Genomic DNA, 25,593 nt, shown 5'->3' with positions numbered 1-25,593 from the left:
TTCAGTCGTCGGAAAGACCGGTCTGGAAGATTCCGAGCGCCAGATCGTCGACCGGGCCGCCGGGGCCCTTGGTCTCGGCGCTCGCGGTACCCAGGTCGATGACTTCGTCTTCGCGTTCCATGATACACTCCTTCTCTCAGGCTGCGAGTTGCAGCCCAGGGAGTGTATGAAGCGCGCCCGGCTATCCGAACTTTATACGGATTCTATATCGAGATTGTTTAGCGATCAGCGAAATCGTGACCGTTAGTCGGCCCGGTACACGGCGCGGACAATGGCCGCCGCCGCGCGACGCCGCCGACGGTGGTAAGCCGTGTTGAGACGGCGGAGCAGGTTGCGCTCCCCGGCCTCTGCTGCTGCCGTCACGGCAGCCAGTTCCGCATCCACATTATCGAGCACGTGGGCTTCAACCGTGCGGACGGCATGGAGCCTTGCGTTGAGACGATCGACTGCACGCGCGTGCTCGCCATTCGGCGAGCGCCGGGCAATTCCGAGGAACGCCTCCGCGACGCGCTCGGCGATCGGGTGCCCGTCCTGCGCACGCGGGTGAAAGACGATTGCAGCGTGTGGGCGCGGCCAGGCGTGAATGGCGAGCGCGACGAGTTCGGCGGACCAGTCGTACAAGTCTTTCAACGCCGGCTCGTCGAGCGCCGGCACATGGAATCCGTCGCCGGTGCGCGTCTCGACCAGGTCCTCGCCGGTGAGCAGGTGGAGGGCGTCGCGGACCGGCGTCACGCTCGATGCCAGCGGAACCGCCAGGATCGCCGGGTCGAGCCGGTCGCCTGGCCGGAATTCGCGGCCCATGATGCGGGCCTTCAACGCCTCATGAACCCGTTCCGCGGTCGCGCCCGAATTCACGGCGCAGCTCGCTGATCTTGGAGATAGGCGTCGATCATCGCTTGTTGATCGGGGCGCAGCGCATCGATTGCACCCAACGGACGGTCGCTGTCTTCGCCGAGCAGGACGGAAGGACACTGGCCCTCATAATTGCCGAGATTGGGGCGGTGCTGACGGTAACCGACGAGCGCGGCCAGCTCCGACGGAAAATGCCGCGCCACCTCTGGTGGATAAGCGAGCCACTGATTTTCGTAAGGTTTGAGCCACCCGAGCGAATAGCCGATGACCAGACCGCGCCGAACGCCCATGCTGGTGTTGGCACCCGCCCCGTGCAGCGCCGACCCGAGAAAGATCAGCGCGCCGCCAGGCTCCATTTCGGCCGCCACTGGCGTCTCGACGGGTTCCGGGTTGAGCGCCTGCGGCCCGTGGCTGCACGGCCAGACCAGCGTGGCACCATTTTCTCGCGTAAAGGACGTCAGCGGCCACATCACATTGACGAGATATTCGATCTCGCCGGTCGGTCCACGCCACATGTCCTGATCCCGGTGCGGCAACTGCGCCGGCGCGCCCGGATGCACCGCGATCGCCTGGGTGGTGTTAAGCTGGATCCGGTCGCACCACGGCGACAAGACCGCCTCGACGATGCCGAGGATCAGGGGGTGCTGGACCAGCGCCGCAGCCTTTGGCGAGCGGACGAGAAGTCGACCGAATCGCTTGGTCGTCGTGCCGTAGAATCCGCCCTGACCAAATGGCGTCCGGGCGAAATGCGCCGCGAGATCATTGTCGAGAGCACCGACCGCCGCGGGCGGCAACGCGTCAGGAATGTGACAATAGCCCCGGGCAGAAAGTTCGGCGGTGCGTCGCGCAATCTCGCCGGCGAGGTCGAACATATCCGTCATCGAAATGCTCCCCTATCAGGCTGCGACGCGACGGCCGTCGAACGGCATCGGCTTTGCCGCGATGCCTGCCGCGGCAAGCAATTCTGGCGTTTCGGGCGTGATGTCGATGCGGAGCGCTGCAAGCAACGTGCCGCCGACGATCCGTGGTAGACCGAGCGGCATGCAGCGCCAGCCGAACGCCAGGATTTGCTGGAACCAGCCGATTTCGGCCAGTGCGGTGTAGGTGGTAATGCCGGTTGCGAGCGCATGCTCGACCAGTCCCGTTACCAACGTATCGCGCACGATGCGCCGCTGGGCTGCGTTCAGCCGCCGATCGAGGCAGAAGCGCGTAATCTCGAAGGTGCCCGGTCCCTTGGGCGGGACCGCTTCGCACAACTCGGCATAGAGGCTGTCGAGAATATGTGGGCGGCATGTCGGCAGCAGGCGGGCCGATCCGAGATGGGTGCCGTCCGCTTCGGTGAGGACAAGGTAGGTGGCATGGATATTGTCGAATTGGTCGATCTCATAGGCATCGTCGAGCACGGGCACGTCCCATTTGAGCAGATCGACGAAGACGGATTTGCGCGCGGCGAACATTGCGCGGAGCGCGGCGTCGGATGCCGGGCTACCGGTGGACTGGAGGACTTGCAGCATGTCGGTGGCTCCCTGACCGAGTGATCGGGCAAGGGTCGGCGAGGAGCAGGCTGCGCCGCTATCCCGGAAAAGGGGTATATCAGTGGCGGAATAGGTCGGTGAAGGTCAGCGTTCCGTCGAACAGCGCCCGGATCACCAGCAATGTCCGCTTGCTTACCCCGTAACGCTCGCAGGCGTCCTTGATATGGCGCGCAACCGTCTCTTCGCTGATGCCGAGGATTATGGCGATCTCCCAGTCGCCCTTGCCATGGGCAACCCAAAGCACACAATCGCGCTGACGATCGGTCAGCGGCCGTTGCTGTGCGACCGGCATGTGACCGCGGATGCTCCACAAGCGTCGCGCGGCCTCGAAGGCGAAATTGCCCGCGAGTTGCGCCACCGGCAATATCGTCTCGGGCACCGGCCGGCCCGCTTCGCTGGCGAACGAACAGGAGCCGCGCGCTTCGCCTGGGACATGCGCCGGTATTGTGAAACCGTCGCCGATTCCCTGATCGCGACCAAGCGCCAGCACCTTGCGGTCACACGCTGTGAGTGGGATCATATCGGGCATGCGCGACCAGCAAAATCCCATGCTTGTCACATGGCTTGCCCTATGGACCGGGTCGGTGACGCCAAGCGCGTTGCCGTCATAATAGTCGGCCCATTGTGCCGGATAGTTGTGCAGCCGGATCGCGCTGCTGCTTGCCGCGACGATGTCGACATGGTGCGTCAATGCGAAGTACTGGAAGCCGAGCTCGTCGGTGATCGCTGCCATCGCCGCCGCGAGGTCGTCGGCACTTGCGACATCTTCGACGACGTGCATGAACCGCACTGCCATTGCGTGCAGGTGCATCGGGCATCAACGCAATCGCGGGCGGCGTCTCAAGCCACCGCAATCCCGGCGATCGTCCTTTCACGCGGGTACGGGCCGAACGGTGGGATCTCAAACCAGCGCACGGCAAATCTAGCAATAAAAGTGCAATATCACAGTGGGTTTGTCCGTCAAAGCGCCAGCGCCTCGGGAACAGGGTATGCGCACCGTAAAGGATTGAGCTTCCAGTCCATTGTGGAGGTTTCGTCCCGCAGTGTAAGGCTGCCCCCGGGATCAAACTGGTGAGCGGTTACGCTAGGGAGAACGCTTCTACCGACTGGCGCAACGGATCGAGCTATGATCGATTGCGTAGCATCGATCGCGCGGGGCTGATGTGGGAATGGCTGCGCCGCGATCCCGGCTATATCAGCTGGTATGCGCGGGCCAGCACGGCAACCCGCGGCACCGGCGACGCCATGCCCTGGGGGCTGCACTTTCGCCGAGCATCCCGACCTCCAGGCCCCGGAGGCGCGGATCATCTGGCATGCCGATTTCGATCCCGGGGCAATTGCCGTTACCGCCGAGTCGGCGGACCCGTCCGATCCGGACAGTCTCCGCATCGACCGGATCGCGCCCTGGCTCGCCATTGCGACCGACGCGGCCGGGCGCGAGCATGTCGTGCTATCCGATGGCTGGCATCATATTCGGCTCGATGTCGAGGAGGGCCGTCTGGCGGGCCAGGAAGCGGTCCTGTTGCATTACAGGTTGCGTGGGCTTGTCTCAGCGGAGGCCCGCTTGCTGCCGCTCAGCCGATTGCTCGATCTGTGTCGCCATCGCCGCTTCGCCCGCTCGCTCTTTCCCAGCGATGTCCGGATCGATCGGGGCGTCGATATGTTGCGTGTCCATGATGCAATCGGCCAAGGTGCGAGCCAGCGCGAGATCGGTTCGATCCTGTTCGGCAGCGAGCGGGTGGCGCGCGACTGGAATGACGTATCCGATTCGCTGCGCTCGCGGGTCCGGCGGCTGGTACGCGAGGCTGGTGCAATGGCGCGCGGCGGATATCGTCAATTGATGCGGCGCAAACCCTAGCCCACCCTTGGGTCGGATGGACGCGGTGCGCCTCATCCCTGGACCCGATCGGGTGTGCGAAGCGATGGCGCCTCACGCCGGTGAAGCGGCGCGACCGCGCTCTACGGCTCGAAGCCGGGCTTCGCGCCGCCGAGCCCCGTGGCCGGGTCTCGGCCTGACGGTGACGATCGGCTGGCGCGGGTCAGCGATGCTGACCCTGACGGAGCGGGGCTGAGGACGCACACTGCCGGACTGCGGCGCGGGTGATCCCACAAAGTCCCGCTTTGTGGGCCGCACAGCAGCCTCGCAGGGTGCGGCGCCTGATGGTGGCCCCGCAGGCACTCCGACCTCTCGGGCGGGCGGTGCGCCCGGTTTTGCAACGCCGGCGACAGGTGCCGCCTTGCCTTGCAAAGCCCGACCCTGCACCGCGCGTTCGCCCGCACCGGCCGGGGGCCATCCCTTCGTTGGCGGCGGCTCTGCCGCCGGAAACGGCTGCGGTCGCCGCTCGCGCGGCGGCGCTGTTGGTGGCCTCTCCCGGTGGCGCGGGAGTGGGCGGCGCTCCCTGCTAGGCCCGCTCGCGTCCCCGGCAAGCCGGGCTGCGCCCGGCTCCTTCACCTACGTTGCGGCCCTTCGGGTGCCGGAGCCGCTCAAGCGGGCCTCTCCGGTTCGCATCTTGCCGCCCACCCCCGCTTCCGGGGAGGCCCTGGTGGTTTTGGGGCGGTGCAGGAGGTGAACGATGCGTGCTTCAACTTGCCATCGCGCGCGCGGCGCGGGCCGGAAACCCACCGCGTCCCGCGCCGGAAGAGCAACCCCGGCCAAGCCCGGAACTGACTCCGAAACGACCCGCGTCAACCTCTATGACGAGGTCACCGCCCGGATCATCGCCGAGCTTGAGGCAGGTCGCTTCCCATGGGTTCAGCCTTGGGCGACAGCCGGTGCCCCCGGACGTCCCGATGGCAACGGCAGCGCGGCCAGCCCCGGTCTCCCGCGCAACGCGCTTACGGCCCGGCGTTACTCTGGCGTCAATGTGCTGATCCTGTGGGGCGCGGTGATCGAACATGGCTATCCTTCGCAGGGCTGGCTCACGTTCAAACAGGCGCTTGAGGCGGGCGGCTGCGTGCGCAAGGGCGAGCGCGGCACCACGGTCGTCTATGCAGACCGCTTTATCCCCGAGGCCGAAAAGGCGCGCGCCGTCGAAACTGGCGGCGACGCCAAGGCCATTCCCTTCCTCAAACGCTTCACTGTGTTCAACGTCGCCCAGTGCGAAGCGCTGCGCCCCGGCCTCGACCCGGAACCGGCCCCCTTGCCCGAACGCCAGATCGTGCCGGTTGCCGAGCAGGTCATCGCGGCGAGCGGCATCGACTTCCGCGTCGGTGGCAATCGCGCCTTTTACGTCCCGGCGCAGGATTATGTGCAGGTGCCGCCGCAACCGGCCTTTTTCGAGCAGATCAATTATTACCGGACCTGTCTGCACGAGCTGACCCATGCCACCGGCCATCCGTCGCGGCTCGCGCGCAACCTGACTACCGGCTTCGGGTCGAAGGATTATGCCCGCGAGGAACTGGTCGCCTTATCTGGACAGTCTGCGCCGTCCGCAACATTGCAGTAAGGTCGGCGATGGACGCCCACGGTAGGCAGTTATCAGGCTGGCCGTAGCGCTGACCCAAGAGCTGGCGGAGGCCAGCCTGATAGCTGCCGGGCCATAGGGCGCAACGGTGCGAGGTCAGTTTCCGGGTGGGGGGTCCGGGGGAGGGTTTCGCGCCGGTGTCGATCATTGCTGTTTGCGAGCGGCGCGAGGCCAGGGGCCTCGATGCGCATGTGCCGCTGATCCTGCGTGGCGATGCGCTCTATCATCCCGATCTGGATCGCTTCTTTCTCGACCTGCCGCTGTCGGGGGTCCGTTCGCGGCACTCGCTTCGCGCCTACGCCTATGATGTCGCGGTCTGGCTTCGCTTTCTCGATGCCTGCGGCAAGACCGTGTGGGCTGCGACCCGCGACGATGTCGGCGCCTATCATCGTGAGCGACGCCGCGACGAGGCCGATCACCCGATCACGGCGGCAAGCTGGAACCGGGCCGTCGCCAGCCTCGATCGCCTCTACCGCTGGGGCGAGCAGCAAGGGCTGATCGCCGACGCGCCGTTCAGCCGCCGCGCCGTTTGGCGACCGGCGCAGGGTGGCCGTCGCGGCATGATCGCGGCGCGCAACGACGCCTATGAGCGCGTCGCCAGGCGGTCGGACGTCCGGTTCGTCACGATGGACGATTACCGCATTTTCCGCGAGCTCGGCCTGCGCGGGCTCACCCCTGACGGCACGGAGCGCCCCGGCGCTCGCGATCGCAACGGGCTGCGCAACGCGCTATTCGCCGATCTTCTCGTCACCACCGGCCTGCGCCTCGAAGAGGCGTCGGGCCTGCTCACTGCCGAGCTCGCGGCGATCGACCGCGAGGACGGTGCCGTCCAACAACTTTGGTTGCCCCTTCCGCCGCCGCTCACCAAGGGCGACCGCGGACGCAGCGTTCTGGTCCCACGCCGGCTGCTTCGTCAGATCGCCGCCTATGTCGCGGTCGAGCGCGCCGCGGGCGTGGCCAAGTTCGCCGCGCGCGACGGTGCGGCCAGCTTCGACCGACCGATCCCTGTCACCCGCGCCGGTCTCGACCGCATGCGCGATATCTGCACCCCGGAGGAACGATGCCGCCTGATCCTGTGCGACGAGGATGGAACGCCCCGCGAGCCGGCGGCGCTATGGCTGACCGAGGTCGGCCAGCCTGTCCGCCCCAACTCGTGGGAGGTGATCTTCACCCGCGCCTGCAAGCGGTGCGCACAGAACGGCTTCCCGCTGTCGATCAGCCCGCACCAGCTTCGCCACGCCTTCGCAGTCCATATGCTCGCCTTGCTGATCCAGCAGCGGCTGCGCGAAGCGGCATTGCCGGTGGGGCCGGTGGAGAGCTATCGGCTGATCCTGGGCGACCCGCTGCAACAGGTGCAACGCCTGCTTGGCCACGCCAGCCTCACCACCACCTATATCTACCTCGACCATATCGCGACCCGCGCCGATACGGTGGACGCGGCCGTCGAGGGGCTGCTGGCGTTACTGCCGGGGCCGCAAGGCGTATGAGCGGGCGTCCCCGCAAGGGCCGGCCTGTCGCCTTTGCGCCGATCACGCCGGAGCGATCGCAGCCCGATCCTGTGCTCGGCCTCAAGTTCACCATCGAGGCGCGGCATGGCGGAACGGTCCTAGTCGATATGACCGGGCTCGATCCTCGCCCACTCGCCATCGCTTTCGCCGGTGCGCTGCGTCGATCGGCGGCGCTCGGCGGCCCCATCGGTGCGGCCAGCGTCATCAAGCAGTATGTTCAGGTCTATCGCCACTTCTTCGCCTGGCTTGGCGATGATGCGCCGGAGGTGACCGGCGTCAACGACCTGCGCGCAGTCCATATCGATGGCTTTGCGTCCGCGCTCGAACGGCGTGGGATGGGCGCGATCCACCGGCACATAACGGTCGGCAAGGTCATCAACACGCTGCGCGCGATCGAGGCAGACCGGCCCGATCGGATCGCGCCCGACCTGCATGAGCGGCTGCGCTACACGCTGGCCACTTCGGCGGGCCGCTCGACCCCGCGCGATGCCTATAGCCCCTTCGTCGCCCGCGCGCTGCGCGACGCCGCGAGGGCCGATATCGAAGCGATGCTTCGCCGCCTCGGCGCCGACGACCGCACTGATGAGGGCGACCCTGTCGTCGCCAGGGCGCGCGCCGATGTCGAAGCGATCATCGCGCGGCAGGGCTTTATCGTCGCAGACCAGCCCGCGCTGAAGCGCCTCTATTTCATGCGCATGCGGCGCGGATTGCCGATCAGCACGCTCATCGACGACCTGCATGGCCGCCATCATCTGCTCGCGCGCGATCTGCCGGCGCTGCTCGTGCTGCTCACGCTCGATACCGGCCTCGAGCCGGAGTGCCTGAAGACGCTGACCGTGGATTGTCTCACCAACCCGCATGCCGGCACGGTGGAGCTACGCTATCTGAAGCGCCGCGCCCGCGGTGCCGAGCACAAGAGCATGCGGGTCCGCGATGGTGGTAGCGGCACACCCGGCGGCCTCATGCGTCGCCTGATCGACGTCACCGCCGTCGCACGCGAGCATCTGACCGACGATTGCCTCTGGCTCTATCACAACGTTGGCGGCCTTCGCGCCGGCATCGTCGATCCCAAGTTCCAACTCGCCGCCTGGGCTCGTCGCCATGGTATCGCCGGCGATGATGGGAAGCCGCTCCATCTGCTGCTTTCCCGGCTGCGCAAGACCCACAAGGCGCTATGGTACACCAAGACCGAGGGGCATATGGCCCGCTTCGCGGTCGGTCACACCCGCGAGGTCGCGGCGCGCCACTATGCCGATCTGCCGTCGCTCCGGCCGTTGCACGAGGCGGCCGTCGCCGATGCCTTCCGCGCAGCGGTCGCTGCGGCGATGCCGACCGTGCTTCCACCCACCGCCGAGCAGGCGCTGCGCGAAGCGCCCGAACAGGTCGCGTCGCTGATGTCGGCTGATACGGTGGGTCCGGTGCTCGACGGCGAACAGGATGTCTGGCTCGCCGCCTGCGCGGGCTTCCATAGCAGTCCTTTCGCCGAGCCCGGTTCGCCCTGCGCGCAGCCCTTCTGGGGCTGCCTCGATTGTCCCAACGCCGTCATCACCGCGCGCAAGCTCCCCGCGATCCTCGCCTTTCTCGCGTTCGTCGAAGAGCAGCGATGCAGCCTGCCGGCGAGCGACTGGGCCGCCAAGTTCGGCCGCGTCCACACCCGGATCACGGTCCAGGTCCTGCCGGTCTTCTCCGATGCCGTTATCGCCGAAGCGCGCCGGCAGATGGGGAGCGAACGGCTCTATCTGCCGCCGGAGGCACGCGCATGACCACGCCCGTCCATGCCCTCGTGCCCGCGTTCGACGATCGCCCTGTGCTGGCGAGCGCGCCGCTCAAGGCGGGCCATGCCCGCGAGGAGCTGTCGCACGTCGGCGACCCGACCTGGGATCTCGGTCCCGCCGTCTTCCGCGAGAACGCTCGGCGCTGCCACGTCACCGTGCATTTCGACGTGCTCGAACATGCCGATGTGCAGGCGGCAATGCGCGCCTATCTCTACGCCCGCCTCAACGTCGGTCTTCCCGGCTACCACCCGAAGCTGCCGCCCGCCAGCATCCGACAGGCATTCAACCGGGCTCGCCGGTTCTTCGCCTTCGCGCGCGAGCGGCTTGGGCGGCTCGACCTGGGCCGCATCGATCAGGCGCTGATCGACGCTTATGCGCGCCACCTGCGGGATGATTCAGCGCGGCGCCCCGTCATCGTCGGCCAGCTCTTGCAGGTGGTCACCGATCTCTACCATCTCCGGGATCACCTGCCTGGAGGCGGTCTCGGGTTCGAGCCGTGGGCCGGGCAAGCGGCTGCGCGCGTCGCCGGATATCGGCATGTGCGCGAGAACCGCACCCCACGCATGCCGGAGGAGATTGTCACGCCGCTGCTCGCCTGGTCGCTGCGCTATGTCACGACCTTCGCGACCGATATTCTGGCGGCTCGGGTCGCGCTCGATCGGCTCGAGGCAGTCCGCGCTCGGCTGCTCGCCGCCGAACGCGGACTGCCTGATGCAGAGCGCCGCCTGCGGCAGCGCGCGCGCCTCGAGCGCTATCTCGCGCGCCGAGCCCGGCAAGGACGCGGCGTGCCCATCTGGACGACGGCACACAACGGCGCCACGCGCATCGATCCCCTCACCGGGGATGCAACCCCGCCGATCAACGCCCATCTCCTCCATTTGCATGCCGGCATCGATGCCGTCGCCGAGCCGGCCATGCATCTCATGCTCACTACCGGCGCACCGGATGTCATTCGCGAAGCGGTTGCATCGCTTGGTACCGAGGTCGGCGGCATGGACACGCCGATCTCGATCGCTCCCGAGAGCGGTCGGCCATGGCGTGCCCGCTTCGACGTGAAGACCCTAGCGATCGAGGAGCGGATGCTGCAGGCCGCCGCCTATATCGTATGCGCCTATCTGACCGGCATGCGCGACTGCGAGGTCCAGGCGATGCGGCGCGGCTGCCTCTCGATCGCGCGCAGCGAAGACGGCCTGATCGAGCGGCAACGCGTCCGATCGACCCTCTACAAGCGCCGATCGAGCGCCGGTGAGTCGGCGAGCTGGGTGACGATCGAACCGGTGGCCGAGGCGATCACGGTGCTCGAACGGCTGTCGGAACACGCGGCACGGAAGACTGGAAGCGACACGCTCTGGCCGGTGCTTCGTCCCCGCGCTGTCACCAAGACGCATCTGTCGAGCGAGGTGGTCCGCCAGCTCAACGCCTTCCGCGACCACCTCAACACCGTCTTCGGCAGCCCCGATGCGCCGGTCATCCCACCCGGCCCCGATGGCAAGCCGTGGCGCATCACGACGCGGCAGTTCCGGCGCACCATCGCGTGGCACATCGCCAACCGTCCGTTCGGCACCATCACCGGCATGATCCAGTACAAGCATGCCTCGGTCGCCGCTTTCGAGGGCTATGCCGGGACCAGTGGATCGGGGTTTCGCGCAGAGGTCGAGGCGCAGCGCCGGCTCGGTCAGATTGACGATCTGCTGGACTATTTCGACCGGCGGCAGGGCGGCGCATCACTCGGCGGACCGGCGGGACCACGCATCGCGCGGACCCTCGACGATGCCGCCGTTAAGCTCGGGCCACTGCCCGCCATGATCGCCGATCGGGCCCGCCTGCGCGTCATGCTCGCCAGCGTCGCGCGCACCTTCCACGTCGGTCTGCTCGCGGATTGCTTCTTCGATCCCGCGACCGCGCTCTGCCTCAAGCGCGTGACGACCCCCGATCCCAGGCAGCCGCTCACCGCTCTGTGCGAGCCGACCCGCTGCCCCAACGCCTGTATCACCGCCCGCCACAGGCCGGCGTGGGAGCGCGCGGCCGATGATGCCAGGGCGCATTTACGCGAACGGCGCATGTCCGATCTCCAGCGCCGCGCGCTTGAGGGCGAGCTTGACCGCCTGACCGCGGTGATTGCCGGGATCGACCCTCCCGCGCCGTAGACCACCCCGGCTGTTGGCGGAGTCCTGCGCCGGTCGGCGCACCCGCGCAACGGCTTCGCCGTCCTCCGCTTCGCTGCGGCCCTGACGGGTGCGCGAGCCCCCTGTGCCCGGCGCGAACGGGCCTCCGCCGCCGGGGATGGTCCCCGGCGCGAGAACGGAGAACAGATCATGTCAGCCTCACCACGCTCAGACGTCTATGCGCGCGTCACCGACGCGATCGTCGCCGCGATCGAAGCCGGCACCGGCACCTGGCGCATGCCGTGGCATCATTCTGGCGCCGACGTCACCCGCCCGACCAACGTCGCCAGCGGCAAGCCCTATCGCGGCATAAATACGGTCTCGCTCTGGGCGGCCGCCTATGGCAGCGGCTATGCGAGCGGGGTCTGGGGCACCTATCGCCAGTGGCAGGCGCTCGGCGCGCAGGTCCGCAAGGGCGAGCACGCCAGCCTCGGCGTCCTCTGGAAGGAGTTTCGCGCGAAGGGCGATGACGCCGGCGACGATGACGACCACCGACGGCTTTTCGCCAAGGCATTCAGCCTGTTCAACGCCGATCAGGTCGATGGCTATGCGCCCGAACCGGGGCCGGTCCTGCCCGAGAGCGAACGCCTCGCCGCCGCCGAAGCCTTCATCGCCGCGCTCGGCATCGATACCGTCTACGGCTCGGCCAGTGCCTATTATCACATCGCCGAAGACCGCATCCACTTGCCGGATTTCAGCGCCTTCCACGACGCCCACGGCTTCTATGCCACCCACATTCACGAAGCGGCTCATGCCAGTGGCGCAGTCCATCGGCTCGACCGGGATTTCAGCGCCAAGTGGACCAGGCACGCGCTCGCGATGGAGGAAGCAACCGCCGAGCTGACCGCATCGTTCCTGCTTGCCGATCTCGGGATCGCGCACGAACCGCGACCCGATCATGCGGCCTACATCGCCTCCTGGCTGCAACTGCTCAAGGACGAGCCTCGGGCGATCTTCACCGCGGCGAGCAAGGCGCAGGCGGCAGCCGACTGGATGCACGCCCGACAGCCGTAATGCTCACGCGACCCGCACTTCGGCGCCAAGTGTGTCGAGCAGCGGACAGCCCGGATCCCGACCGGCATCGCAGGCGCGCACCGAGTCGGCCAGAACCCGTTCCATCCGCTTGAGGTCCGCGATCCGCGCGCGTACGTCCGCCAGGTGCGACGCCGCGAGCTCGCGCACCTCGGCGCAGGAGGCCTGACCGCCAACCGCGAGTCCGAGCAAGGCGCGTACCTCGTCCAGGGTAAAGCCCAGCTCCCTCGCGCGGCGCACGAAGCCCAGGCGAGCCACGTCCTCCCGGCCATAGCTGCGGTAGCGGCCCCGCCGCGGCGGAGCGGGCAGCAGCCCGATCCGCTCGTAATAGCGGATCGTCTCGATGTTGCATCCGGTGCGGCGTGAGAGTTCGCCGATCTGGATCGCGCCCGTTGCGGCCATCCCCAAAATACCTCTTGAGTCTGTAGTCGCTACAGATGTTAGGACAGCTCAATGCCCGCCACAAGGAGTCGCCCGTGACCCAGACGCCAAGCCCGCCTAAGGGGGATCGGCACCGCCACGCTCACGCTGGCGGGGATCGCTGCGGCGTTCGGCGTCGCCGCCTGCTGTGCGCTGCCGATCCTCTTCGCATCCGCCGGGATCGGCGCAGCTTGGCTCGGCGGCGTGGCCATTGTCGCCGCGCCGTATCGCACGCCGCTTCTCCTCATTGGCGCATTGTGCCTGCTTGCCGGCGCGGCGCTGCTGTTGCGCCAGCAAGTTACGGCGGCGCGCTGTGGGCCGGGCGGCATATGCACGCCGCGCTGGATGCGTGTTCTCACGCTCATCGGATTGCTGTTCGGTGCGGCCCTGCTCTGGGCAGGCTATCGCTATGTCTGATGCCACCCCCGAGCTGCGCTCGACGCTGACCTGTCCCCACTGCGGTCATCGGGCGACGGAGACCATGCCGACCAATGCCTGCCAGTATTTCTACGACTGCCGGGGTTGCGGCGCGGTCCTCAAGCCCAAGCCGGGCGATTGCTGCGTCTATTGCTCCTACGGCGACGTGCCCTGTCCGCCGATCCAGGAGAGCGGCGGCAAGGCGTGCTGCGGCTGAGGAGGGCGGGCGATGGCGCGCGTATCATCCGCTGAAGCCGCCTTTGGATCGACGGTTACATTTCCCGGCGGTGCCGTTGTCCCGGACTGGAGCGCAGTCACAACACCCAGCGCCCGCGCAGCCCTGACGGCACTGTTCGCGGCGTTCATCGGTTCGAAGTGGCGCGGGATGGACGGCGTCGAGGAGCGGGTCCGGCGCGCCGTGCTTCAAGCCTATGCTGCCGATGGTCGCTCGCCGGTGCCGGCACAGATCGCCGCCGCATCGGGACTCCCCCTCCGGCGAGGTCGGCTCGGCCCTGCAGCGGCTCGCCGGGCGCGATCTCGTGGTCCTCGACGGCGCGGGCCGGGTGACCGGCGCCTATCCGTTCACCGACGGCCCCAGCGAACATCAAGTCGAAGTCAGCGGAGTGACCATGAGCGCCATGTGCGCCATCGACGCGTTGGGGATCGGCGCCATGCTGGAGCGGGACTGCATGATCCGCTCGGCCTGCCGCCAGTGCCGGCGCACGCTCGCCATCCATACCCCCAGCCGCGGCCGCGAGCTGGAAGAGGTTGAGCCGGGCGCGATCGTCGTCTGGTCCGGCCGTCGCTATGCCAGTGGCTGCGCGGCATCGTCGCTCTGCACCTTGCAGGCCTTCTTCTGCGATGACGATCATCTGGCGGCCTGGTGCGCGAGCGGTCCGGTCGGAGCCGATGACGGCATTCGTCTGTGCCTGGCCGAAGCGCTCGAGGTTGGGCGCGCGATTTTTGCGCCGATGCGGATGGAGATGCGACCATGGCTTCCTACGACCTGATCGTCATCGGCAGTGGCACGGCAGCGCAGGTCGCGGTCGGCCGGGTCCGTGCCGCTGGATGGTCCGTCGCCGTCATCGATCACCGTCCGTTCGGCGGCACCTGTGCGCTGCGTGGCTGCGATCCCAAGAGGATGCTGGTCAGCGGCGAGGAAGCGATCGACGCGGCAAGGCGCATGGCCAGACATGGCGTCGACGGCACGCTGGCGATCGACTGGCCCGACCTGATGGCGTTCAAGCGGACCTTCACCGATCCGATCCCCGCCAAGCAGGCGCACCGCTACGCCGAGCTCGGTGTCGACGCATTACACGGTGTTGCTCGCTTTGCCGGCCCAGACACGATCGTGGTGGAAGGCCGGACATTGCGGGCCCGCCATATCCTGATCGCCAGCGGCGCGCGTCCAGTCCCGCTCGGCATTCCGGGCGAAGATCTGGTGAGCACAAGCGATGCGTTCCTGGAGCTTCAGGCCCTGCCGCGCCGGATCGTGCTGATCGGCGGCGGCTATGTCGCTGCGGAGTTCTCGCATCTGGCGGCCCGAGCGGGCGCAGAGGTCACCATCCTACAGCGGGCCGAGCGGCTCCTGCCGCACTTCGATCCCGACCTGGTGGGCTGGCTGACGCCCCGGTTCGAGGCGCTCGGCATCCGCGTCGAGACCGGTGCCACCGTTACCCGGGTCGAGCGCAGCGGGAGCGGTCTGCTGGTCCACGCCGAGCGCCAGGGCGAGCCTGATCTCAGCGTCGCCGCCGATCTCGTCGTTCATGCCGCCGGGCGCGGTCCTGACCTCAAGGCGCTCGACCTGTCCGCCGGCGAGGTGGCCGTGCAGGACGGGCGCCTGCAGCTCGACGCGCATCTGCGGAGCATTTCCAACCCGCGGGTCTATGCCGCCGGCGACGCTGCCGGAGTCGGGCCGCGGCTGACGCCGGTGTCCAGCCACGATGCCAAGGTAGTTGCCGCCAACCTCCTGGATGGCCCGACGCACCAGCCGGACTATCGCGGCGTGCCGAGCGTGGCCTTCACTCTGCCGCCGATCGCCGCCGTCGGACTGTCAGAGGAGGCGGCGCGCCGCGGCGGCGTCGCGCTCCGGGTCAACGCAGCCTCGACGCCAGACTGGTTCACCGCCCGCCGCCTCGCCGAGCCGGTCTACGGCCATAAGCTGCTGATCGACGAGGACACGGACCTCATCCTCGGCGCGCATCTCGTGGGGCCGAACGCCGACGAGGTAATCAACGTTTTCGGTCTGGCAATCCGCCACGGCCTCACCGCGGCCGATCTTCGCTCCACCATGTTCGCCTATCCGACCGGCGCCTCCGACGTCGGCTACATGCTGACTTAACGCACGAGCGCCACTGCCATGGCGGCCGATCCCTCGCGCGATCGGCCGCTTCGCGATGCATGTCGATGCGGGCTGTCGCCCGCCATTAAGCGGACGCCGCTTGCGCGGCGGCTCCGATTTTTTGGCCTCTCCCTCGATGCGGGAGTGGTCGGCGCTCCCTGCTAGGCCCGCCGCGGCGCGCTGCAAGCCTCGGCTTCGCCGGGCTGCTCCATTTCATTTCGCCCCTGCGGGTGCAGCCCGCCGCTTCAGCAGGCCTCTCCGGTCGCTCTCGCCGCCCACCCCCGCCTCGGGGGAGGCCATGGGGCTTTTGGGCAGTGCTGGAGGCAACCGATGGTTTTCACCTTCCAACCGCCATTTTGGGCTGGACTGTCAGGATATGTCGCGGAAATGGGTTCGGCTTTCCTCTGCGCGGCGCTCGGCATCGTGCCGACCGTCCGCCACGCCGACTATCTGGCATCGTGGCTTGAGGTGCTGCGCGAGGATAACCGCGCGATCTTCCGCGCCGCCAGCGCCGCAAGCAAGGCTGCCGACTGGCTGCTGGCACGGCACGCCGCCGCCCAGGCCGAGGCTGTCCAAGGCGACACTTCCCATGATGACTCTGGCGAACGGAGGGCGACGAGGCCCAAGGTTCCGGCGATGCGCAGCATCGTTGGAATGGCGGAGGAGGGGGCGAAGCCTCGCAAGGCTCCGGCGGCGCGAAGCGTCGCGGGACAGGGGGCGGAGGGATGATCCTGCTCACCCCCGAACTTCGCGCCACGCTGCGCGTGAACGCCGAACGCTCCGCCGCGTGCGATCATGATCCCGCGCCGGTCGTCAAATTCTTCAATCCGCTCGGTGCGGCGACATGGCTGGCAACCGAACTTTACGACGATGGCGACACGCTGTTCGGACTGGCCGACCTTGGGTTCGGCTGTCCCGAACTCGGGCATTTCAGCCTGTCCGAACTGGCGGGCATTGGTTTGCCCTTCGGCCTCGGCATCGAGCGCGATATCGACTTTTCGACCACCGTCAGCCTGTCGGTGTGGGCCGACGTTGCGCGCCGAGCCGGTTCGATCAGCCAAGCCCAATCCATCATCTGGCGCATCGAGTCCGCGCCGGTCCCCGAGCTTCCGACCGACCCCGAACACGGGAGAGGTGGATGACGCGCGGCGCGTAACGCCGCTTTGCAAGCCGATCCGCCAACCCCGGAAAGAGCGACGGACCGGCACTCACAAGGAGTGACGACAATGAAACTCGATTTTATCCCGCTCGACAAGCTGGTCGTGAGCAAGGCCAATATGCGCTACGGCAAAAGGCCCCGGACGTGTCCGATATCTTGCCGACCGTGCGCAGCCGTGGCGTCATCCAGCCGGTCATCGTCCGCCCGAACTGCGCGCCCGATGGCTTTGAAATCGTCGCCGGTAGCCGCCGCTTCCATGCCGCCAAGATCGTCGCCGAGGAACGGCGCGCGACAGGCGACGCCGATCCCGATGCGGCATTGCTTCCCTGTGCGATCCTCGACGAGGGCGACGATGCCGCCGCCATCGAGGCGTCGATGATCGAGAATATGGCGCGGCTCGACCCCGATGAGGTGACGCAGTGGGAGAATTTCACCCGCCTCGTCCGCGAGGGCCGCACGGTCGAGGACATCGCCGCAACCTTCGGATTGCCCGACCTCACCGTCAAGCGCGTGCTGGCGCTCGGCAACCTGCTCCCGGCGATCCGCGATCTCTATCGCAAACAACGGATCGACGCGGGGACCGTGCGCCACCTGACGATGGCGTCCAAGAGCCAGCAAAAATCATGGCTGGCGCTTGCCGACGATGAGAATGCCTATCTGCCGACCGGCCACCAGTTAAAGGCTTGGCTGTTCGGCGGGCAGTCGATCCCGGTCAAACATGCGCTGTTCGACATCGAGGCGAGCGGCCTTGCAACGATCGCCGACCTGTTCGGCGAGGACCGTTATGCCGCCGATCCGGAAGCTTTCTGGACTGCGCAGAATGCCGCAATCGAGGCACGCCGCGCCGCCTATATCGAGGCGGGCTGGGCCGACGCGATCATCGTCCCGCCGTCCGATCATTTCTCGACATGGGAATATGAGAAGGCGGGCAAGCGCAAGGGCGGGCGCGTCTATTTCGACGTGCGCGCGAGTGGCGAAGTGATCGTCCACGAAGGCTATGTCTCCGGCAAGGAAGCCCGCCGCATCGCCAAGGCCGAGGGATCGCAGAACGGGACCGGTCAGAAACCGGCGCGGCCCGAGGTCACATCGACGATGCAGACCTATATCGACCTGCATCGTCACGCCGCCGTCCGCGCTGCGTTGACCGGCCAACCGGCAATCGCGCTGCGCTTGATGGTCGCCCATGCCATCGGCGGCTCTCACCTTTGGACGGTGAAGGTCGAGCCGCAGTCCACCCGCAACGACGAGGTGCGCGACAGCCTCGACAACAGCAAGGCCGAGGCGGATTTCGACGAACGCCGCCGCGCAGTACTGGCGGTTCTCGGTTTCTCGCCCGAGGAACCGACCGTGACCGGGGGCAGCATCGAAGCGGACGGCGACGACTATGGCGTCGTCGGCATCTTCCACCGGCTGCTCGACCTTCCCGATGCGGTCGTCATGGAGGTGCTCGCCATCGTCATCGGCGAAACGCTGGCTGCGGGCAGCGCCGCTGTCGAGGCGGTGGGCATCGAGATCGGCGTCGATATGGCCCGCTATTGGCAGCCCGACGATGCCTTTTTCGCGGTTGTTCGCGACCGGGAAGTGCTCACCCGGATCGTCGCCGAGGTGGCGGGCGAAACCGTCGCCAGCGCCAACCGGCAGGAGAAGACCAGGACCCTGAAACGGATTGTGCGCGACCATCTTGACGGCACCAATGGGCGCGACCGGCGCGAAAACTGGGTGCCGCGCTGGATGGCGTTCCCGCCCACCGCCTATACGGCGCGCGGCGGCGTCGGCACGGTCGCGGCCCATGCCAAGGCGCAAGCCGCCCGCGCGGTCGAGCGGCCCCGCCCGGGCGACGAGGAGCCTGATCCGGGCGCACCGGGCGCGGTGATGGCCGTGCCGGACTCCGACGACGAGGCCGACCGCCTCGCCGCATGATTGCTCGCGGGCGGCGGCAAACCCGCCGCCCGCATCCTTCCATTTCTGAAAAAATTCGGCCGCGCGCCCGCGCCAGCAATCGGGTCGGTCATACCCCCGGTATGACCTGAACAGCGCGGGGCGCTGTTCACCCGTTGCTCGGGCGCGGGCGCGCGGCAAAGGAGATCATCATGGCCGACCGTGTATCCGCGAGCATCACCATCGGCGGCACCTTGCCGCGATCCTTGTTGCCCGATTTTCTCGCGCTCATTCGGGAGCAGGAACTGTCCACCGAATGGGACGGCGAACCCTTCGCCCCCACGATGTTCCGCGAGGGCATGTCCCTTGAACTCATGGCGCATGAAGTGCCCTGGGGCCGGTTCGAGCGCCTCGAAAGCTGGTGCGTCGAACATGGCCTGCCCTTCGCGCGTTGGTCGGGCGGCTATTGCGGCCAATGGGGTGCCGAGCGCGCCGTGTTCACCGGCACGGGCGAGGTGCAATGCTATGCCGCCGACGAGGACGACTATCTCCTGATCGGTCGCTGCACCGTCGAACGGCTCGGCAGCTACGCAGCGATCCTCGACCACTTCGCGGCGGGCGATTTCGCCGTGCCGCCGTTGCGGCTGATGCCGTGAATATCGGCCGCGCCCCGGCCTGCTGGCGCGGGCCGGGGCGCGGCTGGTTCCTTGTTTTCATCGCCGCGCGCGCGCGCACCAGTCGGGCATCCGCTGCCAGCGCGGCCACCAGCGTGCGATGCCGCTCGCCACCAGTTCGGACCCGACATCGCGACCGGCCAGCGTCACTTGGGCGACCGTGCGGTTGTAGCTGCGCCCGCCCCGCATGACGGTGACAGTCCGGCCATCGAGCAGCGTTCGGACACGCGCGGTCGCGGCCCGGCCAAGTACGATCTCCGCTCTACATCTGGCCTGTCCCGCTTGCGTCTCCGGGGCGTCGATTCCGGCAATGCGGATGCGTTCGCCGTTCTCCAGCCGGAAGGTATCGCCGTCGATCACAAGGCCGACACGCCCCTGATCAGGCGGCGCGGCGGCGATCAGCAACAACGCCGCGCAGGCGGCCAGAGGGCGGAGGACGATCATCGACATGGTGCTGGCCTTTATCGCCTTTGACGCCGCACACGAAGCCCCGGCCTGTCGACATCGGCCACGCCGACGGCAATGCCGGCAGCCTCGCCGTGCGTGCCCCGGACGGTCGATCCGGTGATGCGGCGGTACGTCCGCGCTGTCCTCGACTGATCCATCGCGTAGGTGAACCGGCGGCATTATCGTCGTCGCCACCGCCATCTCCCGCACCGTTTTCGGCTCCTCGGGCGCATGACCTGGTACGGCCGCAGTCCCGCGAAACCATCGCCGTGCGGCTTATTTCCCCCGCCCGCGCCCACCCCACGCGGCACGCCGCGTGGGGGCCCCGAGCTTGCGGGCTCCTCGCGCTCGCTGCGCTTCAAATAAGCCTTCGGCTCCGGTCCTCCGCTTCGCTCCGGCCTGCCGGTTCGCGGACCTGCTTTGACCGTCCCTTCGGTCCGCCCATCGCCCGGAAACGGTTCGGGGCGACTTTCTAAGGAGACGAGCAATGCCAGCCATCGGTTATGTCACCCGCGACGGAAACGGCTTCAAGGGCCAGCTCAAGACGCTCTCGATCCGCACCGATATCGAGATCATTCCCAACACCCGCAAGTCCGGCGACACCCAGCCCGACTACCGGGTGTCGGCAGCCGGCGTCGAGGTCGGGGCCGGGTGGGTCCGGCGCGGCGAGATGAGCGGCAAGGACTATGTGTCGCTGTCGCTCGCCGCCCCCGAATTCGGTCCGCGCCGGCTCTACGCCAATCTCGGCCGCGCCGCCGGCCAGGACGACGATGACGCTTTCGCAATCATCTGGAATCCCGCCGACTGAGCGAACCGCCCCGCGTCCCGAAAGGACGCGGGGCATCGCCACCGGCTCTAAACGCCGGTGCCAATTTGGGGGGTCGGAATCGCAGAGGTCGATTTGCGACCCTGCCGAAGACGACCGGATCGATCCAATCCGCGCTCATCAGCCGACGCCGGGTGCGTGGGCGCAGATGGAGCTTCATCATGGATACCGCCGAACGGGCGCAGGCCGCGCGCGAAACCTGTCCCTTCCTCACCGCCAAGCAGGCGGCTTTTCATCTCGGCCTCGCATACTCGACGCTCAAGCGCCTGCGCCAGACCGGCAAAGGGCCGAAATGCCGCCTGCATGGCCGAACCTGGCGCTATCACATCGACGATATCGAGACCTGGTCGGCAGCCCGCGCGCGCGGGGGCGACCGTGGTTGAGCGCCGGATTCGCGACCGCCCGCTCCCGCTTCTCGCCTGGCTTGAGGTCCGCCGCGCGGAACGTCAGCGCATCCGCGCGCGCCGCCTGCGGCTTGGGCGGCACGCGGCGCTGCTCGGTATCGGTATCGCCTGCCTCGGCGTCACGATCGCCGTCCCGCCGCTGCCCCGGCTGGTGTGGAACGCGAGCGCGAGCGCACCTATCGGCCTCTATGCCGTGTCGCCCGGTGCATCGCTCGAACGCGGCGACATGGCGATTGCCTGGCCGCCAATCCAAGCACGGCAACTCGCAGCGCGCCGCCACTATCTGCCGAGCAATGTACCACTGGTGAAGCGCGTTTCCGGCATTGCCGGAGACACAATCTGCGCGGTGGATAGCGTCGTGACGGTGAATGGCAGGCCGGTTGCGCAGCGCCGTGCCGCCGATGCAGCGGGCCGTCAGCTACCTGCGTGGCGGGGGTGCATCCGGCTTGGACCTGGCACGCACTTCCTGCTCCTGACCGAGACCCCGGACTCGTTCGACGGGCGCTATTTCGGACCGACGCTGACGCAGGATGTCATTGGCAAGGCGACCCCGTTGTGGCTGCGCTGAGGACGTTCGCGCTCGGCCTTGCGTTGCTCGCCGCGCCCCCCGCCGCCGCCGCAAATCCGTCGGGGACCGATCCGGTATCCCGCTGGCACGCCGAGATCGCCGAGGCGTCCGCCCGGTTCGGTGTGCCGGTCGCCTGGATCGAGCGGGTGATGCGCGCCGAAAGCGGGGGCCGGACCATGCTTGGCGGGCGACCGATCACCTCCCACGCTGGCGCGATGGGGCTCATGCAGTTGATGCCGAGGACATGGCTGGCGATGCGAGCCGCGCACGGCCTGGGGCGCGATCCCCATGATCCACGCGACAATATTCTCGCAGGGACGGCTTATCTGCGCGCGATGTATGACCGGTTCGGCTATCCCGGGTTGTTCGGTGCCTATAACGCCGGTCCCGGTCGCTACGCCGTCCATCTCGCCACGGGCCGTGCGCTGCCGACCGAGACGCGCGCCTATCTTAAACAGGTGTCGGGCGGGCCTTTGGTGCCATCCCCATCGCCCGCGCCGCAGCCGCCATCGACCTTGTTTGTCGTGCTTCGGCCCAGCAATCAGTCGGCTGATCCATCGCGATCGCGCACGCCGGACGCGCCGCCAGATACGCTGTTTGCGATCCGCGCACCCCGTTGAGTCTGCATGTGTTGCTGCGTCGAAGGGTGCCGACTGTAAGGGCATCGCGCGACCTTGGATGTTGGAGGGGCTCGTCTCGGCAAGGCCCAGCATGACGGGCGGCGAAGCGGCTGTGCAAGGCCGGCGGCCCCTCCAATTTTGCCGCGAACCAGAGGCTGCTGCGCAGCCGCGTTGTTTGTTTTCAGCGCAACAAAATCGGTTCCTCCGCCGCCGCTGCGCGGCGCTTCCGGCTTCGCCTCCAGCGGCCCTGACAGCCGCCTCGCCACCCGTCTTCGGATGTCTGTCCTCGATGATGGGGACTTCAAGCGAAGGAGGCGATCATGACCATGTTTCAACCGATTGGTGCGGCGTCGGACCGCGTAGTGGCGACGCTGGTGGCAGGGCTCGAAATCGAGTTTGGGCGGGGCGCAGGCGAGGCGCTTGCGACACGGTTTCTAGAGGCTGAGGAGAGCGATTTCCTGTGGGATGCGCGCATGTCGGAGCGGTGGCTCGGTGCGTATGAGAACATCGACGACGAGAATTTCGAGCTCGATCGGGTGGCGATCACGGGACGGTTGGATGGCCGCTGGTTCGTCGCGGTGAGCATCGTCGATGGCGATGGGAGCGCGCAAGGATTGATGGGTCGCCGCGATTTCAGGAGCGAACGCCAGGCACGCGAAGCGTTCGCAGCGACGCATTGATCGCAGCATCGGAAACGCCGGGACACAGTGCCGACAGGCATCGTGTCCCGGCTCTTTTTTGCCTCGGCTCAGGCCAGATGGGCAGGCAGCAGGTCAGCGGAAATTGGCGACAGGAGCGGTTCCGATGGGAGGGTGGCGTAAGGCAAGATAAAGCTATGGCACTGGTGTTCCATAAGCCTTTGTCTGCACAGCGTTTTTTGGAGCCGCCACCGGCACTGCCCTCTCGGCACCAGTGCCGTTCGGCCCGGACATGGCGGTATTGCGCCACATTCGGCGGCACCGGTTTTCAGGGGAACCGCACGGGGTCATGCTTGCCGCTCCGCACCCCTTGGAATCATCACAATGGCCGACGACGACAGCTTTGAACCGCGCCTCGGGCGCCAGCGTCAGCAGGGTGCCAAACGCGCCCGACGCTATCTCGGCCGCGTCCTTGCCGCCGCCAACCTTGCGCGCGGCGGCGCGGTGGCTTCCGGTCTCGCGCGTGGGGCGTTCTCAGGCGTCCGGATCGGACGCGGTGCGGGTGTCGGACGCCTGCTCGCCAGCCGCGGCAATCATGCCGCCGCGAACGGCCGCCGGGTGATCGTCAAGGCAAGCATCGTCAAGCTCGCCGGCAAGGGCGCATCGACCGCTGCCGCGCATCTGCGTTACCTCCAGCGCGACGGCACAACGCGCGAGGGCGAACGGGGCGCGCTTTACGGGCGCGATGCCGGCGCTGTCGACGGCAAGGCGTTCGGCGGACGGGGGGCTAGCGATCGCCACCAGTTCCGCTTCATCGTCTCACCTGAGGACGGCGATCAATATGACGATCTGAAACCGCTCACCCGGCGGCTGATGGCGCGCATGGAAGAGGATCTTGGAACGAAGCTCGACTGGGTCGCGGTGGACCATTTCAACACCGGTCACCCGCACACCCATATCGTCGTGCGTGGGAAGGACGATCGTGGTGCCGACCTCGTCATCGCCCGCGACTACATGACGACCGGCATCCGCGAGCGTGCCGCCGAGCTGGTCGACCTCGACCTTGGCCCGCGCACCTACCGCGAAATCGCGCAGACGCTGCGCGTAGAAGTCGAGCAGGAGCGCCTGACCTCGATCGACCGGGCCTTGCTCAAGGGGATGGACGCCGCGCGGATAGTAGCGACCAACGGTCGCGATGCCGCCGACCAGACGCTGCGCGCCGCCCGACTTGCAAAACTGTCGCGCCTGGGCCTGGCCGAGCCGCTCGGCGCGGGACGCTTCCGGCTTGTGCACGACCTTGCCGATACGCTGTGGGCGTTGGGTGAGCGCGGCGACATCATCCGCACGATGCAGCGCGACTTTTCCCGTGCCGCAACCGTGCGGGCGTCGGCAGATCAGGCGATCTACGATCCCGCCGCGTCCGGTGCCCGCCCGCTGGTCGGCCGCGTGCTGGCACGCGGACTCGCCGACGAACATGCCGATCGCCATTATCTGATCGTCGATGGGGTCGATGGGCGCAGCCACTATGTAGCGATCGGCAAGCCCGCCCTGAGCTTCGTCGATAGTGGTACAGAAACCGATGCCAGCTTGCCGTGCGGTGCGATCGTGCGGGTCGATCCGGTTAGCCCGATCGTCCGCGAGGTGGACCGGACCGTCGCTGCGGTCGCCGCAGCGAATGGCGGACGCTATGATGTGGATGCCCATCTTCGCTACGATCCGGCCGCGACCCAGGCCTTTGCCGAAACCCATGTCCGGCGTCTGGAGGCGATGCGACGGACGTCGGGCATCGTCGAGCGCGAACCGTCGGGCCGCTGGATCATCGCGCCGGACCATCTGGCGCGTGTCGCGGCCCATGAAACGGCGAGGCTACGGGACCGTCCGGTCGCGATCACCTTGCTGTCGGCGCAGCCGCTTGACCGGCTGGTCGATGCCGAGGCCGCGACCTGGATCGATCGCGAGCTGATCTCGGCAGCGCCCGAGGCGGTTCGAGATGCCGGGTTCGGACGTGAGGTACGCGAGGCTCAGACGCGGCGTCGGCAGTGGCTGGTTGCGCAGGGTTTTGCGGAGGAAACGGGCGGCGATACGCCGTTCCCGAGGACCATCGTTGCGACGCTTCAGCGGCGCGAGTTGCTGCGGATCGCGGGCCAGCTCTCCGACGAACTCAAGGTGCCGTTCCGCGAAGCTGCCGAAGGCGACCGTGTCGAGGGCCGTTATCGCCGCCCAGTCGACCTTGTCAGCGGGCGCTTCGCGCTCATCGAACGGTCGCGGGATTTTACGTTGGTGCCGTGGCGCCCGGTGCTGGAGCGGCAGGTCGGCAAATCGGTTTCAGGGTTGATACGCGGCGACGGCATCAGCTGGTCCATCGGGCGCAGTCGAAGTGGGCCGGGGATTTCATGACCTGGCTGCTCTTGTGACCGTCGAGTTCGACGGACGAAGTCTGCAACCGACCGCAGTCGGTCAAAATCAACCGTACCCGGCGATCATGGTGACGTCCGCCCTTGAGAAACAGGCCGATAGGGCGACCCAAACAGACATTCGGCAACGCGCTCGCCTTGTCGTAGCTCAAACAGCTTGCGGCGACCTCCGAAAGCACTCCTTCGGTCAGCGCGACGGTCGGTCCGGAACGTGCGGCCAGTCCTCATGATATCTAACCGAAATCCGTTCCACATCTTGATAGTGGGTCTCGGCCATGTAGGCACTGAATGATCGACTACCCCGGCCTCGGCGCGAAGATGGTCCAGGCCGGGTTGCAATCGTCTGCGGGTCGCGCCGATCGGAAAACATGGCAGTTACGTCGATATGGCCACGGCCAGCCCTGTACACTCCGCGGCTCGGTCGAACGGTGCCGACCACCCTTATGCCGCTTCCGA

At 67.5% G+C, this 25,593-nt stretch carries 27 protein-coding genes and 1 pseudogene; 21 read left to right on the top strand and 7 right to left on the bottom strand.

Annotated elements, in window-relative coordinates; all coding sequences use genetic code 11:
* Position 1: 1 nt before the first annotated feature.
* From LRS08_RS04855 to LRS08_RS04835, 5 genes are all read right to left on the bottom strand, one after another.
* Positions 2 to 121: a benenodin family lasso peptide gene (locus LRS08_RS04855; protein WP_257844696.1), complete on the bottom strand. Its 120-nt coding sequence runs from the start codon at positions 119 to 121 to the stop codon at positions 2 to 4.
* A 122-nt stretch (positions 122 to 243) separates the two neighbouring features.
* Entirely contained in the window at positions 244 to 855 is a 612-nt protein-coding gene (locus tag LRS08_RS04850; RefSeq protein ID WP_257844697.1) for a GntR family transcriptional regulator, read from the bottom strand.
* On the bottom strand, positions 852 to 1,733 hold the full coding sequence (locus LRS08_RS04845) for a phytanoyl-CoA dioxygenase family protein (protein WP_257844698.1): 882 nt from the start codon (positions 1,731 to 1,733) through the stop codon (positions 852 to 854). Before LRS08_RS04845 ends, LRS08_RS04850 begins: the two co-directional genes overlap by 4 nt.
* Positions 1,734 to 1,748: 15 nt before the next feature.
* Complete coding sequence (locus LRS08_RS04840; protein WP_257844699.1) at positions 1,749 to 2,366, bottom strand: acyl-homoserine-lactone synthase; 618 nt, start codon at positions 2,364 to 2,366, stop codon at positions 1,749 to 1,751.
* 79 nt (positions 2,367 to 2,445) lie between these two features.
* Complete coding sequence (locus tag LRS08_RS04835) at positions 2,446 to 3,198, bottom strand: LuxR family transcriptional regulator (protein WP_257844700.1); 753 nt, start codon at positions 3,196 to 3,198, stop codon at positions 2,446 to 2,448.
* 350 nt (positions 3,199 to 3,548) lie between these two features.
* Here LRS08_RS04835 and LRS08_RS20200 point away from each other — a divergent pair, with 350 nt between their 5' ends.
* From LRS08_RS20200 to LRS08_RS04805, 7 genes are all read left to right on the top strand, one after another.
* Positions 3,549 to 4,064, top strand: coding sequence for a transcriptional regulator domain-containing protein (locus tag LRS08_RS20200; protein WP_374580855.1), 516 nt, complete (start codon positions 3,549 to 3,551; stop codon positions 4,062 to 4,064).
* Positions 3,952 to 4,245 carry a DNA -binding domain-containing protein gene (locus LRS08_RS20195; RefSeq protein ID WP_374580857.1) on the top strand — a complete coding sequence of 98 codons (294 nt, stop codon included), beginning with the start codon at positions 3,952 to 3,954 and terminating at the stop codon, positions 4,243 to 4,245. The genes LRS08_RS20200 and LRS08_RS20195 overlap by 113 nt, the downstream gene beginning before the upstream one ends.
* A 715-nt stretch (positions 4,246 to 4,960) precedes the next feature.
* Positions 4,961 to 5,833, top strand: coding sequence for an ArdC family protein (locus LRS08_RS04825; RefSeq protein WP_257844702.1), 873 nt, complete (start codon positions 4,961 to 4,963; stop codon positions 5,831 to 5,833).
* A gap of 155 nt (positions 5,834 to 5,988) precedes the next feature.
* Positions 5,989 to 7,338, top strand: coding sequence for a site-specific integrase (locus LRS08_RS04820; protein WP_260481392.1), 1,350 nt, complete (start codon positions 5,989 to 5,991; stop codon positions 7,336 to 7,338).
* Positions 7,335 to 9,122, top strand: a complete 1,788-nt coding sequence (locus LRS08_RS04815; protein WP_021224414.1) for a hypothetical protein — start codon at positions 7,335 to 7,337, stop codon at positions 9,120 to 9,122. The genes LRS08_RS04820 and LRS08_RS04815 overlap by 4 nt, the downstream gene beginning before the upstream one ends.
* The gene (locus LRS08_RS04810) at positions 9,119 to 11,281 is read left to right on the top strand and encodes an integrase (RefSeq protein ID WP_224921298.1); all 2,163 of its coding nucleotides are present in this window, start codon (positions 9,119 to 9,121) and stop codon (positions 11,279 to 11,281) included. Before LRS08_RS04815 ends, LRS08_RS04810 begins: the two co-directional genes overlap by 4 nt.
* A 168-nt stretch (positions 11,282 to 11,449) precedes the next feature.
* Positions 11,450 to 12,313, top strand: coding sequence for an ArdC family protein (locus LRS08_RS04805; protein WP_016744721.1), 864 nt, complete (start codon positions 11,450 to 11,452; stop codon positions 12,311 to 12,313).
* A 3-nt stretch (positions 12,314 to 12,316) separates the two neighbouring features.
* On the opposite strand, the gene LRS08_RS04800 is transcribed toward LRS08_RS04805, so the two are convergent.
* Positions 12,317 to 12,733 carry a MerR family transcriptional regulator gene (locus tag LRS08_RS04800; protein WP_224921299.1) on the bottom strand — a complete coding sequence of 139 codons (417 nt, stop codon included), beginning with the start codon at positions 12,731 to 12,733 and terminating at the stop codon, positions 12,317 to 12,319.
* 222 nt (positions 12,734 to 12,955) lie between these two features.
* On the opposite strand from LRS08_RS04800, the gene LRS08_RS04795 reads away from it, so the two are divergent.
* The 8 genes and pseudogenes from LRS08_RS04795 (at position 12,956) to LRS08_RS04760 (ending at position 19,202) form a co-directional block, all read left to right on the top strand.
* The gene (locus LRS08_RS04795) at positions 12,956 to 13,168 is read left to right on the top strand and encodes a mercuric ion transport protein, MerT (protein ID WP_260481391.1); all 213 of its coding nucleotides are present in this window, start codon (positions 12,956 to 12,958) and stop codon (positions 13,166 to 13,168) included.
* Entirely contained in the window at positions 13,161 to 13,385 is a 225-nt protein-coding gene (locus LRS08_RS04790; RefSeq protein ID WP_021224337.1) for a GDCCVxC domain-containing (seleno)protein, read from the top strand. The genes LRS08_RS04795 and LRS08_RS04790 overlap by 8 nt, the downstream gene beginning before the upstream one ends.
* A 214-nt stretch (positions 13,386 to 13,599) precedes the next feature.
* Positions 13,600 to 14,178, top strand: coding sequence for an alkylmercury lyase family protein (locus LRS08_RS04785; protein WP_260481390.1), 579 nt, complete (start codon positions 13,600 to 13,602; stop codon positions 14,176 to 14,178).
* Positions 14,160 to 15,509 (top strand): dihydrolipoyl dehydrogenase family protein, encoded by a 1,350-nt coding sequence (locus LRS08_RS04780; protein ID WP_016744716.1) that lies wholly within the window; start codon positions 14,160 to 14,162, stop codon positions 15,507 to 15,509. Before LRS08_RS04785 ends, LRS08_RS04780 begins: the two co-directional genes overlap by 19 nt.
* Positions 15,510 to 15,887: 378 nt before the next feature.
* Positions 15,888 to 16,073 (top strand): annotated as a pseudogene (locus tag LRS08_RS04775) (zincin-like metallopeptidase domain-containing protein); the annotation flags it as partial.
* Positions 16,074 to 16,234: 161 nt separating this feature from the next.
* Complete coding sequence (locus tag LRS08_RS04770) at positions 16,235 to 16,651, top strand: DUF2958 domain-containing protein (protein WP_224921302.1); 417 nt, start codon at positions 16,235 to 16,237, stop codon at positions 16,649 to 16,651.
* A gap of 161 nt (positions 16,652 to 16,812) precedes the next feature.
* Positions 16,813 to 18,588, top strand: coding sequence for a ParB N-terminal domain-containing protein (locus LRS08_RS04765; RefSeq protein ID WP_312026653.1), 1,776 nt, complete (start codon positions 16,813 to 16,815; stop codon positions 18,586 to 18,588).
* 170 nt (positions 18,589 to 18,758) lie between these two features.
* The gene (locus tag LRS08_RS04760; protein WP_224921304.1) at positions 18,759 to 19,202 is read left to right on the top strand and encodes a hypothetical protein; all 444 of its coding nucleotides are present in this window, start codon (positions 18,759 to 18,761) and stop codon (positions 19,200 to 19,202) included.
* A gap of 57 nt (positions 19,203 to 19,259) precedes the next feature.
* On the opposite strand, the gene LRS08_RS04755 is transcribed toward LRS08_RS04760, so the two are convergent.
* Positions 19,260 to 19,670, bottom strand: a complete 411-nt coding sequence (locus LRS08_RS04755; RefSeq protein WP_224921305.1) for a thermonuclease family protein — start codon at positions 19,668 to 19,670, stop codon at positions 19,260 to 19,262.
* A gap of 484 nt (positions 19,671 to 20,154) precedes the next feature.
* Here LRS08_RS04755 and LRS08_RS04750 point away from each other — a divergent pair, with 484 nt between their 5' ends.
* From LRS08_RS04750 to rlxS, 6 genes are all read left to right on the top strand, one after another.
* Positions 20,155 to 20,475, top strand: coding sequence for a DUF736 domain-containing protein (locus LRS08_RS04750; RefSeq protein ID WP_179510978.1), 321 nt, complete (start codon positions 20,155 to 20,157; stop codon positions 20,473 to 20,475).
* Between the two features lie 179 nt (positions 20,476 to 20,654).
* Positions 20,655 to 20,876: a helix-turn-helix transcriptional regulator gene (locus LRS08_RS04745; protein ID WP_224921306.1), complete on the top strand. Its 222-nt coding sequence runs from the start codon at positions 20,655 to 20,657 to the stop codon at positions 20,874 to 20,876.
* Positions 20,869 to 21,465 carry a S26 family signal peptidase gene (locus tag LRS08_RS04740; protein ID WP_224921307.1) on the top strand — a complete coding sequence of 199 codons (597 nt, stop codon included), beginning with the start codon at positions 20,869 to 20,871 and terminating at the stop codon, positions 21,463 to 21,465. Before LRS08_RS04745 ends, LRS08_RS04740 begins: the two co-directional genes overlap by 8 nt.
* Positions 21,453 to 22,085: a lytic transglycosylase domain-containing protein gene (locus LRS08_RS04735; protein ID WP_224921308.1), complete on the top strand. Its 633-nt coding sequence runs from the start codon at positions 21,453 to 21,455 to the stop codon at positions 22,083 to 22,085. The genes LRS08_RS04740 and LRS08_RS04735 overlap by 13 nt, the downstream gene beginning before the upstream one ends.
* 320 nt (positions 22,086 to 22,405) lie before the next feature.
* Positions 22,406 to 22,765, top strand: coding sequence for a hypothetical protein (locus LRS08_RS04730; RefSeq protein ID WP_224921309.1), 360 nt, complete (start codon positions 22,406 to 22,408; stop codon positions 22,763 to 22,765).
* Positions 22,766 to 23,107: 342 nt separating this feature from the next.
* On the top strand, positions 23,108 to 25,120 hold the full coding sequence (rlxS, locus tag LRS08_RS04725; protein WP_224921310.1) for a relaxase/mobilization nuclease RlxS: 2,013 nt from the start codon (positions 23,108 to 23,110) through the stop codon (positions 25,118 to 25,120).
* The last annotated feature ends 473 nt before the right edge of the window (positions 25,121 to 25,593 follow it).

This window comes from Sphingomonas sp. J315, assembly GCF_024666595.1.
GTDB lineage: Bacteria > Pseudomonadota > Alphaproteobacteria > Sphingomonadales > Sphingomonadaceae > Sphingomonas.
The sequence above is the reverse complement of the archived record's forward strand: the minus strand, read 5'-3'. Positions and strand labels throughout refer to the sequence as shown.

Coding starts and splice junctions, on each gene's coding strand:
- LRS08_RS04750 (WP_179510978.1), top strand. CDS start 20,155: ATGCCAGCCATCGGTTATGTCACCCGCGACGGAAACGGCTTCAAGGGC.
- LRS08_RS04855 (WP_257844696.1), bottom strand. CDS start 121: ATGGAACGCGAAGACGAAGTCATCGACCTGGGTACCGCGAGCGCCGAG.
- LRS08_RS04730 (WP_224921309.1), top strand. CDS start 22,406: ATGACCATGTTTCAACCGATTGGTGCGGCGTCGGACCGCGTAGTGGCG.
- LRS08_RS04815 (WP_021224414.1), top strand. CDS start 7,335: ATGAGCGGGCGTCCCCGCAAGGGCCGGCCTGTCGCCTTTGCGCCGATC.
- LRS08_RS04845 (WP_257844698.1), bottom strand. CDS start 1,733: ATGACGGATATGTTCGACCTCGCCGGCGAGATTGCGCGACGCACCGCC.
- LRS08_RS04840 (WP_257844699.1), bottom strand. CDS start 2,366: ATGCTGCAAGTCCTCCAGTCCACCGGTAGCCCGGCATCCGACGCCGCG.
- LRS08_RS04790 (WP_021224337.1), top strand. CDS start 13,161: ATGTCTGATGCCACCCCCGAGCTGCGCTCGACGCTGACCTGTCCCCAC.
- rlxS (WP_224921310.1), top strand. CDS start 23,108: ATGGCCGACGACGACAGCTTTGAACCGCGCCTCGGGCGCCAGCGTCAG.
- LRS08_RS04810 (WP_224921298.1), top strand. CDS start 9,119: ATGACCACGCCCGTCCATGCCCTCGTGCCCGCGTTCGACGATCGCCCT.
- LRS08_RS04755 (WP_224921305.1), bottom strand. CDS start 19,670: ATGTCGATGATCGTCCTCCGCCCTCTGGCCGCCTGCGCGGCGTTGTTG.
- LRS08_RS04780 (WP_016744716.1), top strand. CDS start 14,160: ATGGCTTCCTACGACCTGATCGTCATCGGCAGTGGCACGGCAGCGCAG.
- LRS08_RS04835 (WP_257844700.1), bottom strand. CDS start 3,198: ATGCACCTGCACGCAATGGCAGTGCGGTTCATGCACGTCGTCGAAGAT.
- LRS08_RS04805 (WP_016744721.1), top strand. CDS start 11,450: ATGTCAGCCTCACCACGCTCAGACGTCTATGCGCGCGTCACCGACGCG.
- LRS08_RS04760 (WP_224921304.1), top strand. CDS start 18,759: ATGGCCGACCGTGTATCCGCGAGCATCACCATCGGCGGCACCTTGCCG.
- LRS08_RS04800 (WP_224921299.1), bottom strand. CDS start 12,733: ATGGCCGCAACGGGCGCGATCCAGATCGGCGAACTCTCACGCCGCACC.
- LRS08_RS04770 (WP_224921302.1), top strand. CDS start 16,235: ATGATCCTGCTCACCCCCGAACTTCGCGCCACGCTGCGCGTGAACGCC.
- LRS08_RS20200 (WP_374580855.1), top strand. CDS start 3,549: ATGTGGGAATGGCTGCGCCGCGATCCCGGCTATATCAGCTGGTATGCG.
- LRS08_RS04785 (WP_260481390.1), top strand. CDS start 13,600: ATGCTGCCGATGGTCGCTCGCCGGTGCCGGCACAGATCGCCGCCGCAT.
- LRS08_RS04745 (WP_224921306.1), top strand. CDS start 20,655: ATGGATACCGCCGAACGGGCGCAGGCCGCGCGCGAAACCTGTCCCTTC.
- LRS08_RS04825 (WP_257844702.1), top strand. CDS start 4,961: ATGCGTGCTTCAACTTGCCATCGCGCGCGCGGCGCGGGCCGGAAACCC.